Raw genomic sequence first — 16,001 nt, 5'->3', positions numbered from 1 at the left:
CGGTGCCCCGGGCTACCCTCACCGGCATGACCGCCCTGCCTGCCGCCGGCTCCCCCGCCGGCCCGCCGCCCGCCACCGTCCTGAGCGCCGACGAAGCCCGCCGGATCGCCCTCCGCGCCCAGGGCCTGCTCGGCGCGCCGGACCGCCGGGCCGGGGTGCGCGGGGTGCTGCGCCACCTGGGCGCCGTCCAGTTGGACACCATCTCGGTCCTGGCCCGCTCGCACGAGCTGGTGCCGTACGCGCGGCTCGGCGCGGTCGGCCGCCCGGCCGTCGAGGCGGCGTACTGGGGCGCGGGCGCGAGCTTCGAGTACTGGTCGCACGCGGCCTGCATCCTGCCGGTCGAGGAGTGGCCGCTGTTCGCGTTCCGGCGCCGCCGCTACCGCGACCGGGGCCACCTCTGGGGCCACCAGGTCACGCCCGAGACGTACCGTCACGTACTCGACAAGCTGCGCGCCGAGGGGCCGCTGACCTCCACCGAGCTGGGCGGCGCCAAGAGGACCGCCGAGTGGTGGGACTGGTCGGACACCAAGATCGCGGTCGAGCGGGCGCTGGCCTTCGGCGACGTGGTCTGCACCGAGCGCCGGAGCTGGAAGCGCGTCTACGCGCTGGCCGAACAGGCCATCCCCGACGCACTGTTCGGGCAGGACCTGGCCGACCGGGAGTGCGTGCGCACCCTGGTCGCCCAGGCCGGAGCCGCGCTCGGCGTGGCCACCCGGACCGATCTGCTGGACTACCACCGGCTGCGCGCCGAGGAGTTGGACCCGGTGCTCGCGGACTGCGGGCTCGTCCCGGTCGAGGTGACCGGCTGGGGCCCGGACGACGCCCCGGCCCCGGCCTGGGCCGACCCGGCCGCGCTGGCCGCCGCCCCGCGCGGGCGCCACCGCACCACGCTGCTCTCGCCGTTCGACTCGCTGGTCTGGGACCGTGCGCGCACCGAGCGGATCTTCGGCATGACGCACCGGCTGGAGGCCTACACGCCCAAGCACAAGCGGGTGCACGGCTACTTCGCGATGCCACTGCTGGCCGGCGGCCGGCTGGTGGGCCGGGTCGACCCGGCCCGGGAGGGGCGCACCCTGGTGGCCCGTCAGGTCTCGCTGGACTCCACCCGGCACGTCGAGGCGCTCGCGGCGGCCCTGCGCGAGGCGGCCGCCTGGGTCGGCTGCGACGACGTCCGGATCGAGGCCCTGCACGATGAGCGGCTGCGCCCGGCCCTGGAGAAACTCCTCGCAGGCTAGGGGGTGTCCGACGGACACTCCCTGAAATCCGGGCGCCGCCCCGGTCACCCTATTTCGAGGATCTTCTCGCGCATCGCGTACACCACCGCCTCCATCCTGGAGTGCAGTTGGAGCTTCTCCAGGATGTTGCGCACGTGGTTCTTCACGGTGTTCTCGCTGATGAACAGCTCCTTGGCGATCTCCCGGTTGTTCATCCCGGTCGCCACCAGCTTCAGCACCTCCAACTCCCGGTCGGTGAGTCGGGGTGCGGGCACCAGGTCCCGGTCGTCGGAACGGCGCTGGATCATCGACTTGAACTCGGTGAGCAGCTTGGACGCCATCGACGGGCTGATCTGGGACTGCCCGTCGGCCACCGCTCGGATCGCGGTGGCGACCTCGTCGGTGGAGATCTCCTTGAGCAGGTAGCCGGTGGCCCCCGCCTTGATCGCCTCGTAGAGGTCGGCCTCCTCGTCGCTTATCGTCAGCATGATGATCTTGGTGCTGGGCGCCACGTCCTTGATCGCGGTGCACGCCTCGATCCCGCTGCGACGCGGCATCCGGACATCCATCAGGATGATGTCGGGCAGCAGGTCGGCAGCCTTCAGCACGGCCTCGGCACCGTCGCCGGCCTCGCCGACGACCTTGATGTCCGGCTCCTCCGCGAGCACGATCTCCAGCCCCCGGCGGAACAGCGCGTGGTCGTCCACGACCAGCACGCGGATCGGCTCACCCCGGTGCGGCGCGTACGCGGGTTCCTCCTCCGGTCCTGGTGACAGTCCGGTGACCGGCCCCGTAGCGGGCCCCAGCCCGAAGTGATCCCCCATCCGCTCCTCCCCCTTCGCGGGACGTCGTGCGCCAATCATTCCACGCCCCGCAGCCCTCAAGGTCACGCTCCGGCGCCGATTGGCCCGCTTCGGGTGACCCCTCGGGCCGGCCCTCGACCTCCGTTCGAGTCGCCCTGCCCCGAAACGCCGGTGACCCCGGCAGCCACGGCCGCCGGGGTCACCTCTCCCACATTGCTCGGACGGTCAGTCCTCGTCGTCGTTCGCGCCGATCGCCCCGCCCGCACCACTACCCGAGCCGGCCGACGCGTCGGTCTGCAGGTGGATGACGCCGTAGTGGTAGCCGTGACGACGGTAGACGACGCTCGGCAGGCCGCTGTCCTTCTCGACGAAGAGGTAGAAGTCGTGGCCGACCAGTTCCATCTCGTAGAGCGCCTGGTCCAGCGCCATCGGGGCGGCCGGGTGGGTCTTCTCCCGGACCACCAGCGGGCCTTCGCCCTCCACTTCCAGGGATCCCATCATGGTCTTGCGGACGGCCCCGTTGGTCTCGCCCTCCGGCGCCGTCGTGTCCGGCAGCGCAGCCAGCGCCGCGGTCGCCTCGGCGACGCTGATGGGGGTGCGGCCGCCGTTGCCGCCCTTGTGCACCCGGCGCCGGTCTGCGGACTTGCGCAGCTGCGCGTCGAGCTTCGCCGAGGCCAGGTCGAGCGCCGCGTACGGGTCGCCGGCGGCGGCTTCGGCCCGGATCACCGGCCCGCGGGTACGGAGAGTGATCTCCACCCGCTCGGACCGGTCGGCCTGCCGCGGGTTGTGCTCCTTGGACACCTCGACGTCGAGGCTGATCACCTTGCCGTCGAACTTCTGGACCTTCTCCAGCTTCTCGGCCACGTGCTCGCGGAACCTCTTGGGCACCTCGGTCTTGCGGCCCTTGACGACGATGTCCACGCAGAACTCCGATCCCTCGTGCTGACGCCGATCCGGGTGCTACCGGACCGGACTGAGACCCAGCTGGACCAGCCCATCCACTGCCGGCCCCCCGCCCCCGCCGCCAGCGGCGGGAAACGACTGGCCCTCACCTCACTTCCTCCCCACCAGGGACGGTTGAAACCCCCTGTGGGCTTATCGAACACCTCACACGGGCTTTTCGCCTCCCCAGGCGAGGCCACGGGTATGACCCGATACTGCGGGCAGGGCGGTCAAGCTGTTCCACCCTCTCTACCCTCCTGCGAGTGAAGCATGGGTAAATACCTGGACAACACCCCCCGTACGGCGCATCCTTTGCTCACTCTCCGTGCCTGCCGCCGCCAGGAGCAGCCGTGCCGCCCTCCCCCACCCCCGTCCGTCCGCCGTCCGCCCAAGGGCCGTTCGGCCACGCACTGGCCGGGCTGCTGGACGTCCTGCTCCCCGCCCGCTGCGCCGGCTGCGGCACCGAACGGACCCAGCTCTGCCCGGCCTGCCGGCACGCCCTGGCCGCCGCCCGGCCCGGCCCCACCCTGCTGCCCTGGGCGCACGCCGCCGCCCCGTACGCCGACCCCGTCCGGCAGTTGCTGCTCGCCCACAAGGAGCGCGGCGCGCTGCGATTGGCCGACCCGCTCGGCGAGGCGCTCGGCCGGGCCGTCCGCTCCGCCCTGGGGCCGCGCGCCGGGTCCGCGCCGCTGCTGCTGGTCCCGATGCCCTCGGCCCGCGCCGCCGTCCGCGCCCGCGGCCACGACCCGACGCTGCGGCTGGCCGGGGCCGCCGCCCGCGCGCTGCGCCGGGCCGGCCTGGACGCCCGGGCGGAGCCGCTGCTGCGGCACGCCCGCCCGGTCGTCGACCAGGCCGGGCTGGGCGCGGCCGAGCGGCGCCGCAACCTGCACGGCGCGCTGACCGTGCTGCCGCGCGCCCGGCGCGGCCTGGCGGGCCGTCAGCCGGTCCTGGTGGACGACCTGGTGACCACCGGCGCCAGCCTCGCCGAGGCGGCCCGGGCGCTGGCGGACGCCGGGCTGCCCGCCCGGGCCGCCGCCACGGTCGCCGCCACCGTGCACCGCACCGGCTGAGGCGCCGGTCCGGGACAGGGCGCCGGCACCGGGCGGCCCGGCGGAGCGTCAGCCCGCGTAGAAGAAGGAGCCGGCCTTGTCCGTCAACTGGACCTCCCGCCACTGACTGCCGATCAGGCGGTAGATCTTGCTGTTGCCCACCGCGAGCACCGAGGGCGCCTGGGCCAGGACGTTGCCCCGGGACTCGGAGGCCGAGACGGTGAGCATGCTCTCCCCGCCCTGCAGCTTGGCGTCGGCGTTCTGCGAGCCGTCGGTGCTGATGTAGTACAGCTGCTGGATCCGGTCGGCCTCCTTGCCGAGCACCAGCAGTTGGTCCGACTCCGCCCAGGAGACCGAGACGACGTCGGTGAGCCAGGGGGCCGCCCGGCGCAGGCCGGTGATCCGCGCGGTCGGTGCGTCCGGGGTCCCGCCGTGCACCACCAGGCCGAACAGCAACGAGCGGCTGGGCGCGCCCGCGGTCTTGACCACCAGGGCGACCCGGGTGCCGTCCGAGGAGATCCGCAGGGCCTGCACGGTCTGCCCCTCCAGCCCCTCGACCGCGACGGGGTACGCCCGGTTGCCGCGGACCATCACCACCCGCGGGCCCTGCGGGTTGCGGTCCACCACCCAGAGGTCGCCGCGGCCGTCCCAGCTGGGCGAGGCGAACCCGTCCTCCTTGCCGGCGGTCTTCACCGGCGAGGTGACCACCGGGTCGGGCATCGTCACCGGGCTGTCCGCCAGCGGCACCGAGTAGAGCTGGTGGCCGTCCCCGCTGATCGCGGCGGCCCGGGAGCCGTCCCGGTTGACGGCGATCTCGCCGAGCGGGGCCTTTCCGGCCGGCTGCGGCTTGCCGAGGGCGCCGCGCACCGATTCGCCGCTGCGCTGCTCGTCGGTGACCATCAGGACGCCGTTGTCGGCCCGCTGGTAGTACTGCTGCGCGGGCAGCGGCCCGGCCAGGGCGCCGGGGCCGGTGGCCGGCAGGTCGTTGCGGCTCGCGAAGCACGTGCCGCGCTGGCCCTTCAGCTCCAGCCGCTCGACCTGCCCCTTGCCCTGGTCGGCGAGGGTGTAGAAGAGCTGGGTCGCCATCCGCCGGCAGGACACCGGCTCACTGACGTCCACCCCGCCGAGCTGCACATGGGCGACCCGGCCGTCGTCGACGCTCACCCGCTCGACGGTGGCGCCGCTCGGGAAGGAGGTCCGGGCGACCGGCGCGAGCCAGGTCGAGGGCCCGGCGACCAGGGCCTTGGCGGCCGCGGTCAGCGGGTCCGTCCGGCGCCGCAGGTAGATCGGGTCGGGGACCAGCACCTGCTGGCCGGCGCTTCCGGTGGCGGTCGAGGACGGGTCCGGGGTGGTGTAGAAGTACCGGTCGACCTGACGGTAGCTGTTGTTGAAGTTGGTCTCGTTCATGATCACGCCGGCCGGCAGCTTGTCGATCCGCCACTCGCCGTCCTTCTGCCGGACGAAGGTGAAGTCGGACGAGACGTCCTGCCGCCCGACCAGGACGTACGAGTGCCGCTCGTCGATCCTGGCGACCAGTGCCCCGGTCACCGTCCCGGAGATCCTGGTGTCGGCGTCGGTGACCTCCTGGCCGGCCGGGAGGTTCGGGGTGGCGGCGGAGAGCACCTGGACGCCGGCGTCCGGGTTCCAGTGCGCGGCGGCGTCCTCGGTGAGGTACTGACGCGCGGTCTCGTACCCCTCGTCGGCGGTCACCGCGTCCAGGAACCCGGTCAGCAGGGCGCGCGGCTTGGCGCCCTTGGCCGGCGCCACCGGGTAGACCTTGGCCTGCAGGTTCTTGTCGGCGGCCCCCTGCGACAGCTCCACCTTGGAGATGCCGCCGGAGTCCGGCATGGCCGCGCAGCCGCTCGCCACCAGGGCGCCGAGCACCACGCCGGCCACCGCCACGAACCGCGGCTCAGTCCTGCTGCTCGTCCTTCGCACGCTGCGACCCCTCCAGGTCCGTCCCGCCCGTCACGTCCGGCTCCGCCGTCCGCTGCGCCACCGACGGCCGTCCGCGCGTCGGGTCCACCATCACCTGGGCGCCGGTGGCACCGTACCCGGCCCCCGCCGCCCGAACGTCCGAGGGGTCCGCACGCGGCCCCTCGGGCAGCCGGCGCTTGCCCACCGGGCCGATGTTCAGCACCCCGCCGAGCCCGCTGCCGAAGGCGTTGACCGGCCCCTCCGGCGTCTCCGTCGGCTCCTCGGCGGCGGTCATCGCGGTCGCGCCGGACGGGCTGATCGCCCGCCGGTACGGCATGCCGTAGGTGCCCAGGCCCCGGTTGTTGCGGGAGTCCTCCGGCTCCAGCCGGAACGGCGCCCGGCTGATCTCGCCGCCGCGGGTGCGCGGCAGGGTGAGCCGGAAGTGCGAGCCGCCACCGGGCTCGCCCCAGGCCTGCAGCCAGCCGCCGTGCAGGTGCGCGTCCTCGACCGCGATGGACAGGCCGAGGCCGGTGCCGCCGGTGGTCCGCACCCGGGACGGGTCGGCTCGCCAGAAGCGGTGGAACACCCGGGACGCCTCGCCCGGCTTGAGGCCGATGCCGTAGTCGCGCACGCCGACCGCGACCGCGCCGTCCGCCGAGCCCAGCCGGACCACCACGTCACGGCCCTCGCCGTGCTCCAACGCGTTGACCACCAGGTTGCGCAGGATGCGCTCGATCCGTCGGGAGTCCACCTCGGCGACGACCGGCTCGCCGTCGCCCCGGATCACCACCGCGCTGCCCTTGGCCTGCGCCAGCGGGTCGGCGGCCTCCACCACCCGGGCGACGATCTCGCGCAGGTCGACCGGCTCGCCGTCCAGGATCGCGGCGCCGGCGTCGAAGCGGCTGATCTCCAGCAGGTCGGCGAGCAGCGACTCGAAGCGGTCCAGCTGGCCCTGCAGCAGCTCCGCCGAGCGGGCCGCCATCGGGTCCAGGTCCTCGCGGCTGTCGTAGATGAGGTCCGCGGCCATCCGGACGGTGGTCAGCGGGGTGCGCAGCTCGTGCGAGACGTCCGAGACGAAGCGCCGCTGCACCCGGGAGAGCTCCTCCAGCTGGCGGATCTGCGCCTGCAGGGCGTTGGCCATCCGGTTGAACGACTCGCCGAGGCGGGCGATGTCGTCCGTGCCGGTGACCTTCATCCGCTCTTCCAGGTGCCCGTCGGCGAGCCGTTCGGAGATGCCGGCGGCCATCCGGACCGGGGTGACCACCTGGCGCACCACGACCCAGGCGATGCCGCCCATCAGGATCACCACGAACACGCCGGCGGTCGCCAGGGTGCCGGTGATCAGGTTGAGGGTGTCGGTCTCCTGGCCGAACGAGAACACGTAGAACATCTGGTAGGTGTTCCCGGCCGGGCCGACGAACTGCATGCCCAGGGCCAGCCCGGGCTCGCTCCGGTCGTCGACCCGGTGGATCCGGGCCGGCTGGTCGAACATCTGGCCGGGATCGGCGTAGACCTTCTCCCGCAGGCTGTCCGGGACGCTGCTGGGCAGGATGTCGCCCGAGTAGCGCGGCGCGAAGCCGGTCTCCGGGACGATGGCGTCGGTGCCGGAGGCCATCGCGATCACCGAGTAGACGGTCTGCCCGCTCGCGGCCAGGTCGTTGACCTGCCGCAGCAGCCAGGTGCCGGTCTCCTCGGTGGTGGGGTCGGGCGTGCCACCGACCCGCAGCCGCTGGTCCTTCGCCTCGTCGATCTTCTTCAGCTCGGCCTGGAAGCCGATCCGGGCCTGCTCGCGGGCGGCCGCCATCTTGGTGTCGAGCAGGCCGGTGCGCACCTGCGCCATCACGACCACGCCGAGCACCAGGACGACCGCGATGGACGCGAGCAGCGAGACCGCCACCACCCGCAGCTGGATCGACCGGCGGTACAGCACCGTCACCCGGCGCGCCGGACGCCGCAGCTGACGGGTCAGCATCGCGTACGCGGCCGCCCGGCGCCGACGGCGGGTGGTCGAGCTCAGCACGGACCCGCGAACGGCGTCGGCCCCGTCGGTCGCGGAACCCGACGGGGCTTGGTCGGACGGGTGCGTCACGTCAGCTGGGTCCGGCCTTGTAGCCGACGCCGCGGACGGTCACCACGATCTCGGGACGCTCCGGGTCCTTCTCGATCTTGGACCGCAGGCGCTGCACGTGGACGTTGACCAGGCGGGTGTCCGCCGCGTGCCGGTAGCCCCAGACCTGCTCCAGCAGCACCTCGCGGGTGAACACCTGCCAGGGCTTGCGGGCCAGCGCGACCAGCAGGTCGAACTCCAGCGGGGTCAGCGGGATGCCCCGGCCGTCCCGCTTCACCGAGTGGCCGGCCACGTCGATCACCAGATCGCCGATGGTCAGCTGCTCGGGCGTCGGCTCCTCGGCGCGGCGCAGCCGGGCACGCACCCGGGCCACCAGCTCCTTGGGCTTGAACGGCTTGGTGACGTAGTCGTCGGCGCCCGACTCCAGGCCCACCACGACGTCGACCGTGTCGGTCTTCGCGGTCAGCATGACGATCGGGATGCCGGACTCCGCCCGGATCTGCCGGCAGACGTCGATGCCGTCCCGACCGGGCAGCATCAGGTCCAGCAGGACCAGGTCGGGCTTGGTCTCCCGGAACGCGGCTAGCGCCCTGTCCCCATCCGCGACGAAAAACGGTTCAAAACCCTCACCCCGCAGCACGATGCCGAGCATCTCGGCCAGTGCGGAGTCGTCATCAACGACGAGGACGCGTCCCTTCATGCGTCCATCCTCTCATTACCGGATTGTGACCTGCCGCACAGCAGTGCCAATGCTCCACAACGGCCAACTCCCCCAGCCGGTTAATTCCGGCCATACCGGGCGAATGCACCCCGCCGGAACGCCTTCGAACCGTCCGCGGCCCACCGCCCGGTCACCGGAGCGCCCCCGTTTCCGATCAGCGACCGGATACCCATGGGGCCGTTCCTGGCCCCATGGCACGATGGGCGCTGCGCGCGGGCGAAAGATCCGCCCGGAACCGCGCCCGTGACGCCCCTCCGAGGAGCAGTGATGACCGACACTCCGGGCTGGGCCTCGCCCGGCTCGTCCGAGCCGCCCCGCGACGACGCCCGGCCCCCGGCCGACGCGCCCGCCGCCGTGCCCGGGCCGTCGGCACCACCCCAGGGCACACCCGCCCCCGGCCGGCCGGGCTGGGGCCAGCAGGCACCCGGCGGCCCCCACCCGTACGGCTGGGGGGCTCCACAGAGCCCCAAGCCCGGCGTCATCCCGCTGCGCCCGCTCGGACTCGGCGAACTCCTCGACGGCTCCGTCGCCACCATCCGCAAGCACTGGCGGACGGCGCTCACCTTCTCCCTCGGCATCGCCGTCATCGAGCAGGCCGGCAACGTCGCCGCCAACCTGCTGATCAAGGGCAAGACCGGCGCCGCCACCCAGGTCACGATCGTGCTGGCCTCGATGCCGCTGACGGTGCTGGTCAGTGTGGTCGCCACCGCGCTGCTCACCATGGTCGTCAGCCGCGCCGTCCTCGGGCAGTCCGCGACCGCCGGGGACGCCTGGCGCGACGCCCGTCCCCGGCTGCTGCAGCTGCTCGGGCTGACCGTGCTCACCGGCCTGATGTCCGGCGGCGTGGTCCTGCTCGGCTTCAGCCCCTGGTACTTCTACTCCACCGGCTCGGCGGGCGCGTCCGGGACGGCGGCCCTGCTGTTCCTCGTCGGCTTCCTGACCATCCCGGTCGGCCTCTGGCTGTGGATCCGGTTCAGCCTGGCCGCCCCCGCCCTGATGCTGGAGAAGCAGGGCGTGCTGACCGCGCTGTCCCGCTCCCGACGCCTGGTGCGCGGCTCCTGGTGGCGGATCTTCGGCATCTCCCTGCTCGGCGAGGTGCTGACCTTCATCGTCGCCATGGTCATCGCGATCCCGTTCCGCTTCGTCGGGCTCGTCCTCGGCTTCAGCGACTTCAACAGCCAGGTCGACGTCAACAGCGCGGCCGACCAGCCCACCGCGATGCTGATCACCACCGCGATCGCCGGCATCATCGCCGCCACCCTCACCATCCCCTTCAGGGCCGCCCTCGGCGTCCTGATCTACGTCGACCAGCGGATCCGCCGCGAGGCCCTGGACATCGAACTCGCCCGCGCCGCCGGCTCCACCGAGCCCGGCACCGCCGGCTGGGGCGACCAGTCCGGCCGAACCCCCGCGAGGCGCTGAACCGGATGCCTACCTGGGGGGACAGGCTCCTCGCCGCCGGCGGCGCCCCGGTCACCGTCCCACGTGACCCGGCGCGCGACGCCGCGCGCGACGAGCTGCTCAACGCGGATTACCACAAGCACGACCCGACCGTCCTGGAGCGGGTCATGACCTGGCTCAACGACCGGATCACCGGCGCACTCGACGCCATCTCCGGCAACGGCACCAGCGGCACCACCGGCCTGGTGCTCTTCCTGATCGTCGCCCTGCTGATCGGCGCCGCGCTCTGGTGGCGCCTCGGCGCGCCCCGGCGGGCGGCCCGCACCGTCCTCGGCGTCTACGGCGTCGAGGGCCCGCGCAGCGCCGGCCAGTACCGGGCCGACGCCGAACGGCACGCCGCCGCCGGGCACTGGACCGAGGCCGTCCGCGAGCAGATGCGCGCCCTGGTCCGGGCCCTGGAGGAGCGCACCCTGCTCGACGTCCGCCCCGGCCGCACCGCCGACGAGGCCGCCGCCGAGGCTGGCCGGGCCCTGCCCGAACACGCCGCCGCCCTGGCCGCCGCCGCCCGGACCTTCGACGACATCGCCTACGGCGAGCGCACCGCCGACCAGGCCGCGTACCAGCTGCTGCACGAGCTCGACCGGACCCTGGAACGCGCCCGCCCGGCCCTGGGAGGAGCGGCATGACCGGCACCACCCCCGCGCCACCCGCCCCCCGGTCGCCCGCGGACGCCGGGCCCACCAGCCCGCCCCCCGCCGGCCCCGGTCCCGGCCCCGCCGGGACGACCGCGACCAGCCCCGCCGGGACGGCCACGACCAGCCTCGCCCTGACCGGCCGCGGCCTCTGGCGCCGGGCCCGCTGGTACCTGGTCGTCCTCGCCGTCCTGCTGATCGGCGCCACCGCCGTCGCCGCCATCGGCCAGGACCGCCGCTACCCGCCGCTCGACCCCCGTTCGTACGACCGGGACGGCGCCCACGCCGTCCTCGCGCTGCTCGAACACCAGGGCCTCAAGACCGACCTCACCACCGATCCCACCGGCCACCCGACCGGCGCCGACACCCTTGTCCTGCCCGAGCCCGACCTGCTCAGCCCCGCCGAACTGCGCGCCGTCGCCGCCGCCCGGCACAGCCGGCTCGTCCTCATCGCCCCCGGCCCCGCCGCGCTCAGCGCCCTGGCCCCCGGGATCCGCTCCTCCGAGGAGGACGGCGGCCCGCCCTACGCCTCCGTTCGCAGCACCGCCGCACAGTGCTCGCTCACCGAGGCCGTCCGGGCCGGGACCGCCGGCATCGGCGGGATGCTCTACACCAACGGAAGCCGGGGCGAGGGCTGCTACCCGCGCGGCCACGGCTACCCGCTGGTCAGCACCCCGGCCGTCGGTGGCGACGTCATCGTGCTCGGCACCGGCGCCTTCCTGCACAACGAGGAACTCGCCAAGGACGGCAACGCCGCGCTCGCCCTCGGCCTGCTCGGCTCCCAGCCCCACCTCACCTGGCACCTGCCCGACTACACCGCCCCGCTCGCCCAGGGCACCCGGGACAAGACCTTCGGCGACTACGTCCCGGACGGCTGGCGCTGGGCCGGCTACCAGCTCGCCATCGCCGCCGTCCTGACCGCCCTCTGGCGCGGCCGCCGACTCGGCCCGGTGATCAGCGAGAACCTGCCCGTGGTGGTCCGCGCCGCCGAGACCACCGAGGGCCGCGCCCGGCTCTACCGCCGCGCCAAGGCCCGCGGCCGCGCCGCCGAGGCCCTGCGCCGGGCCACCGCGCACCGCCTCGCCCCGGCCCTGGGCGTCCCGCTCCAGGCCGGCGAGCCCGACCCCGACACCCTCTGCGCGGCCGTGGCCGACCGCCTCCCCGAGCAGCCCGCCGGAGACGTCCGGGCCCTCCTCTTCGGCCCGCCCCCGACCGACGACGCCGCCCTGCTGCGGCTCGCCGACGACCTCGACGCCCTCGAAAGGCAGGTACGGAACCCGTGACCGAACAGGCCACCGCCACCCCCTCCAGCACCCCCGGCGCGGCGGCTGCCACCCCGGGCACCCCCGACACCGCCACCGACCCGCGCGCGGCGCTCACCGCCCTGCGCGCCGAGATCGGCAAGGCCGTGGTCGGCCAGGACGCCGCCGTCACCGGCCTCGTCGTCGCCCTGCTCTGCGGCGGCCACGTCCTGCTGGAAGGCGTCCCCGGCGTCGCCAAGACCCTGCTGGTCCGCACCCTGTCCACCGCGCTCAGCCTGGACACCAAGCGCATCCAGTTCACCCCCGACCTGATGCCCGGCGACGTCACCGGCTCCCTCGTCTACGACGCCCGCACCGCCGAGTTCTCCTTCCAGCCCGGCCCGGTCTTCACCAACCTGCTGCTCGCCGACGAGATCAACCGCACCCCGCCGAAGACCCAGGCCGCCCTGCTGGAGGCCATGGAGGAGCACCAGGTCACCGTCGACGGCGTGCCGCGCGCGCTGCCCGTCCCGTTCCTGGTCGCCGCGACCCAGAACCCGGTCGAGTACGAGGGCACCTACCCGCTGCCCGAGGCCCAGCTGGACCGCTTCCTGCTCAAGCTCGTCCTGCCGCTGCCCGACCGCGACCAGGAGTTCCAGGTCCTCTCCCGGCACGCCGCCGGCTTCGACCCCCGCGACCTCGCCGCCGCCGGCGTCCGCCCGGTCGCCGGGCCCGCGCACGTCGCCGCCGCCCGCGCGCAGATCGCCGAGCTGACCGTCTCCCCCGAGGTCCTCGCCTACATCGTCGACCTCTGCCGGGCCACCCGGCAGTCCCCGTCGCTGTCCATCGGCGTCTCGCCTCGCGGTGCCACCGCGCTGCTCGCGGCCTCGCGCGCCTGGGCCTGGCTCGCCGGCCGCGACTACGTCACCCCGGACGACGTCAAGGCCCTCGCCCTGCCCACCCTGCGGCACCGCGTCGCGCTGCGCGCCGAGGCCGAGATGGAGGGCGTCACCGCCGACTCCGTCATCCAGGCCGTCCTCGCCCAGACGCCCGCCCCCCGCTGAACCACCGCCCGTTCCCTAAGGAGCGCACCGCATGGCCCTCACCGGGCGAACCGCCCTGCTCGCCGCGCTCGGCACGCTCGTCGTGGGCCTGTTGCTGCCGTCCTGGGCCGGGATCGGCCTCGTCACCGGCACGGTCCTGCTCGCCGCCGTGATCGACCTGGCGCTCGCCGCCCCCGTCCGCAGCCTGCGGCTCGGCCGGGGCGGCGACACCACCGTCCGGCTCGGCGAACCCGCCTCCGTCGAACTGACCGTCACCAACCCCTCCGGGCGCCCCCTCCGAGCCAGGATCCGCGACGCCTGGGCCCCGTCCGCGTGGCGGCCCGGCACCGCCGAGGCCGCCTCCCGGCACACCCTGCTCGTCCCCGGCGGTGAGCGGCGACGAGCCGTCACCGTGCTCACCCCGACCCGCCGCGGCGACCACCACGCCCGCCGGGTGACGGTCCGTTCACTCGGCCCGCTCGGCCTGGCCGGCCGTCAGGGGTCCCACGTCCTGCCCTGGACGGTCCGCGCGCTGCCCCCGTTCGCCAGCCGCAAGCACCTGCCCTCCCGACTCGCCCGACTGCGCGAACTCGACGGCCGCACCTCGGTCCTGACCCGTGGCCAGGGCACCGAGTTCGACTCCCTGCGGGAGTACCTGCCCGGCGACGACGTCCGCTCCATCGACTGGCGGGCCAGCGCCCGCCGCAACACCGTCGCCGTCCGCACCTGGCGCCCCGAACGCGACCGGCACATCCTCATCGTCCTCGACACCGGACGCACCTCCGCCGGCCGGGTCGGTGACGCCCCGCGCCTGGACGCCGCCCTCGACGCCGCCCTGCTGCTCACCGCCCTCGCCACCCGCGCCGGCGACCGCGTCGACCTGCTCGCCCACGACGCCCGCAAGCGCGTCGCGGTGGCCGGCAGCTCAGCCAGTGAGATCCTGCCGGCCTTCACCAACGCGATGGCCTCCCTGGAACCGGCCCTGCACGAAACCGACATGCGTTCGCTGGTCTCCACGGCCCTGAAGATGGCGCCGCACCGCTCCCTGATCGTCCTCCTCACCGGCCTCGACGCAGCCCCGGTCGAGGACGGCCTGCGCCCGCTGCTGCCGCTGCTCACCAAGCGCCACGAGGTCGTCCTGGCCTCCGTCGCCGACCCGCACCTGGACGCCCTCGCCGCCGGCCGCGGCACCCTGGAAGCCGTCTACGGCGCCGCCGCCGCCGAACAGACCCGCGCCGACCGCCGCGCCACCGCCGAGCGCCTCACCCGCCACGGCGTCACCGTCCTCGACGCCGCCCCCACCCAGCTCGCCCCCGCCCTCGCGGACACCTACCTCGCGCTCAAGGCCGCCGGCCGGCTCTGAACCTCCCTCCGTACAAGACCACTTGGAGCGTACGGGGGTGTTGCTAGCCTCTTCCGCATGATCGGGAAGGATCCCAAGCTCCGGATATCCAGCTTGCTGGGGCCGGGCGGCCCGCAGCGCGCTCTCATCGTCGCGAACTTCGTCAGCCGGGTGGGCAACGGGCTGTTCAACACCGCCGCGGTGCTCTACTTCACGCTGGTGGTGCACCTGCCCGCCGCACGGGTCGGTATCGGCCTCACGATCGCCGGGTTGGTCGGGCTGCTGGCCGGGATCCCGGCCGGGAACCTGGCCGACCGGTACGGGCCGCGCACGGTCTGGCTGACGGCCCTCGCGATGCAAGCCGCGACGATGGCCGCTTTCGTCTTCATCCACGGCTGGCTCACGTTCACGCTCATCGCCACCCTGGACCGGCTGGCAGCAACGGCGAGCGGCGCCGCAGGCGGTGCGCTCATCGCCCGTGCCAGCGGCGAACGCCCGGCCGCGTTCAGGGCGAAACTCCGCACGTTCGTCAACCTCGGCGTGGTCCTGGGCACCCTCGGCGCCGCCTTCGCCGTCTCGGCCAACACCCGCCCGGCGTACACCGCGCTCATCCTCGCCAACGCCGCCAGCTTTGCCTGCGCCGGCCTGATCGTCCTGATCCGCGTCCCGAACTACCAGCCCCTGCCCCGGCCCAAGAACCACCACCGCTGGGCCGTTCTGTCCGACCGGCCGTTCGTGTCCTTCGTCGCGCTCTACGGCGCGATGGGCCTGCAGTACCAGACCGTCTCCCTGCTGCTGCCGATCTGGCTCTCCGCCCACACCGGAGCGCCCCGCTGGACCGTGGCGGCGGTCTACGCGGTCAACAGCGGGGTATGCGTGCTACTCCAAAGCAGGATCGGCTCCCGGGTGGAAACGCCGCGCCAGGGCGGCCGGGCGTTCCGCCTCGCGGGGCTGCTCTTCCTGGTCAGCTGCCCCTTGATGGCCCTGACCGCGGACGTTCCGGTCTGGATCGCGCCGGGGCTCGCCATCCTCGCCGTCTGCGTGCACAGTCTCGGAGAGGTATGGGAGTCCTCCGGCGGCTTCGCGCTCGGCTTCGGCCTCGCCCCCGACCACGCCCAGGGGCAGTACCAGGGCCTCTTCGGCATCGGCTTCGACGCCGGCCAGGCCCTGGCTCCGGCGGTCCTCACGACAGCGGTCCTCGGACTCGGACACGCAGGCTGGCTGCTGCTCGGCGCGTTCTTCGCGGCTCTGGGCGCGGCAGGCCCGGCGGTGGCCGCATGGGCGGAGCGCACTCGACGGTCGAGCCACGACACGGCCCGCGCGACACATGGTCAGCCCGACGAGGCCCCCCTTCCCGACAGCGCCTAGTTTCCGCCGGGTCTCAGTGGCTGGAGCCCTGCCCACCCCGAGCGCCAGGCCGTACTCCACAACGCAAAGAACCCCCATCCGGTTTCCCGGATGGGGGTTCTCTGTGAATGATTGTTCGGCGGCGTCCTACTCTCCCACAGGGTCCCCCCTGCAGTACCATCGGCGCTGTAAGGCTTAGCTTCCGGGTTCGGAATGTAACC

Annotated in this window: 13 protein-coding genes and 1 rRNA gene; 8 read left to right on the top strand and 6 right to left on the bottom strand. The window is 73.9% G+C overall.

Annotation, left to right across the window (positions count from 1 at the left end; all coding sequences use genetic code 11):
* Positions 1–26: 26 nt before the first annotated feature.
* Positions 27–1,235, top strand: coding sequence for a winged helix-turn-helix domain-containing protein (locus ACIOJE_RS16205; protein ID WP_400776782.1), 1,209 nt, complete (start codon positions 27–29; stop codon positions 1,233–1,235).
* A gap of 44 nt (positions 1,236–1,279) precedes the next feature.
* On the opposite strand, the gene ACIOJE_RS16200 is transcribed toward ACIOJE_RS16205, so the two are convergent.
* Together ACIOJE_RS16200 and hpf are read right to left on the bottom strand one after the other, a co-directional pair.
* A complete protein-coding gene (locus ACIOJE_RS16200) occupies positions 1,280–2,038 on the bottom strand; it encodes a response regulator transcription factor (RefSeq protein WP_079135841.1) in 759 nt (252 codons plus the stop codon).
* A 204-nt stretch (positions 2,039–2,242) separates the two neighbouring features.
* The gene (gene hpf / locus ACIOJE_RS16195; RefSeq protein ID WP_280680169.1) at positions 2,243–2,938 is read right to left on the bottom strand and encodes a ribosome hibernation-promoting factor, HPF/YfiA family; all 696 of its coding nucleotides are present in this window, start codon (positions 2,936–2,938) and stop codon (positions 2,243–2,245) included.
* Between the two features lie 452 nt (positions 2,939–3,390).
* Between hpf and ACIOJE_RS16190 the strand changes: the two genes are divergently transcribed.
* Positions 3,391–4,029 carry a ComF family protein gene (locus ACIOJE_RS16190; protein WP_400777026.1) on the top strand — a complete coding sequence of 213 codons (639 nt, stop codon included), beginning with the start codon at positions 3,391–3,393 and terminating at the stop codon, positions 4,027–4,029.
* 48 nt (positions 4,030–4,077) lie between these two features.
* Here the strand turns inward: ACIOJE_RS16190 and ACIOJE_RS16185 are convergent, their stop codons facing one another.
* From ACIOJE_RS16185 to mtrA, 3 genes are all read right to left on the bottom strand, one after another.
* Positions 4,078–5,946, bottom strand: a complete 1,869-nt coding sequence (locus tag ACIOJE_RS16185; RefSeq protein ID WP_280680170.1) for an LpqB family beta-propeller domain-containing protein — start codon at positions 5,944–5,946, stop codon at positions 4,078–4,080.
* The gene (mtrB, locus tag ACIOJE_RS16180) at positions 5,921–7,945 is read right to left on the bottom strand and encodes an MtrAB system histidine kinase MtrB (RefSeq protein WP_400776778.1); all 2,025 of its coding nucleotides are present in this window, start codon (positions 7,943–7,945) and stop codon (positions 5,921–5,923) included. The genes ACIOJE_RS16185 and mtrB overlap by 26 nt, the downstream gene beginning before the upstream one ends.
* Before the next feature lie 70 nt (positions 7,946–8,015).
* Positions 8,016–8,693 (bottom strand): MtrAB system response regulator MtrA, encoded by a 678-nt coding sequence (gene mtrA, locus ACIOJE_RS16175; protein WP_030247322.1) that lies wholly within the window; start codon positions 8,691–8,693, stop codon positions 8,016–8,018.
* Positions 8,694–8,981: 288 nt separating this feature from the next.
* On the opposite strand from mtrA, the gene ACIOJE_RS16170 reads away from it, so the two are divergent.
* The 6 genes from ACIOJE_RS16170 to ACIOJE_RS16145 all read left to right on the top strand — a co-directional run bounded on the left by ACIOJE_RS16170 (position 8,982) and on the right by ACIOJE_RS16145 (position 15,801).
* A complete protein-coding gene (locus tag ACIOJE_RS16170; RefSeq protein ID WP_400776776.1) occupies positions 8,982–10,136 on the top strand; it encodes a hypothetical protein in 1,155 nt (384 codons plus the stop codon).
* 5 nt (positions 10,137–10,141) lie between these two features.
* On the top strand, positions 10,142–10,801 hold the full coding sequence (locus tag ACIOJE_RS16165) for a DUF4129 domain-containing protein (protein WP_400776773.1): 660 nt from the start codon (positions 10,142–10,144) through the stop codon (positions 10,799–10,801).
* Positions 10,798–12,090, top strand: a complete 1,293-nt coding sequence (locus ACIOJE_RS16160; RefSeq protein WP_400776770.1) for a DUF4350 domain-containing protein — start codon at positions 10,798–10,800, stop codon at positions 12,088–12,090. Before ACIOJE_RS16165 ends, ACIOJE_RS16160 begins: the two co-directional genes overlap by 4 nt.
* 101 nt (positions 12,091–12,191) lie before the next feature.
* The gene (locus ACIOJE_RS16155) at positions 12,192–13,112 is read left to right on the top strand and encodes a MoxR family ATPase (protein ID WP_280680233.1); all 921 of its coding nucleotides are present in this window, start codon (positions 12,192–12,194) and stop codon (positions 13,110–13,112) included.
* A 31-nt stretch (positions 13,113–13,143) separates the two neighbouring features.
* Positions 13,144–14,454: a DUF58 domain-containing protein gene (locus ACIOJE_RS16150; protein WP_280680174.1), complete on the top strand. Its 1,311-nt coding sequence runs from the start codon at positions 13,144–13,146 to the stop codon at positions 14,452–14,454.
* Between the two features lie 57 nt (positions 14,455–14,511).
* The gene (locus ACIOJE_RS16145) at positions 14,512–15,801 is read left to right on the top strand and encodes an MFS transporter (protein WP_400776767.1); all 1,290 of its coding nucleotides are present in this window, start codon (positions 14,512–14,514) and stop codon (positions 15,799–15,801) included.
* Positions 15,802–15,914: 113 nt separating this feature from the next.
* Here the strand turns inward: ACIOJE_RS16145 and rrf are convergent.
* Positions 15,915–16,001 (bottom strand): 5S ribosomal RNA (gene rrf / locus ACIOJE_RS16140); the annotation flags it as partial.

It is taken from the genome of Kitasatospora sp. NPDC087861, from assembly GCF_044742585.1.
Classification (GTDB): domain Bacteria; phylum Actinomycetota; class Actinomycetes; order Streptomycetales; family Streptomycetaceae; genus Kitasatospora.
Note: the sequence above shows the minus strand (reverse complement) of the source record. Positions and strands in the feature narration are given on the sequence as shown.

Coding starts and splice junctions, on each gene's coding strand:
- ACIOJE_RS16205 (WP_400776782.1), top strand. CDS start 27: ATGACCGCCCTGCCTGCCGCCGGCTCCCCCGCCGGCCCGCCGCCCGCC.
- ACIOJE_RS16165 (WP_400776773.1), top strand. CDS start 10,142: ATGCCTACCTGGGGGGACAGGCTCCTCGCCGCCGGCGGCGCCCCGGTC.
- ACIOJE_RS16200 (WP_079135841.1), bottom strand. CDS start 2,038: ATGGGGGATCACTTCGGGCTGGGGCCCGCTACGGGGCCGGTCACCGGA.
- ACIOJE_RS16150 (WP_280680174.1), top strand. CDS start 13,144: ATGGCCCTCACCGGGCGAACCGCCCTGCTCGCCGCGCTCGGCACGCTC.
- ACIOJE_RS16145 (WP_400776767.1), top strand. CDS start 14,512: ATGATCGGGAAGGATCCCAAGCTCCGGATATCCAGCTTGCTGGGGCCG.
- ACIOJE_RS16160 (WP_400776770.1), top strand. CDS start 10,798: ATGACCGGCACCACCCCCGCGCCACCCGCCCCCCGGTCGCCCGCGGAC.
- mtrA (WP_030247322.1), bottom strand. CDS start 8,693: ATGAAGGGACGCGTCCTCGTCGTTGATGACGACTCCGCACTGGCCGAG.
- ACIOJE_RS16170 (WP_400776776.1), top strand. CDS start 8,982: ATGACCGACACTCCGGGCTGGGCCTCGCCCGGCTCGTCCGAGCCGCCC.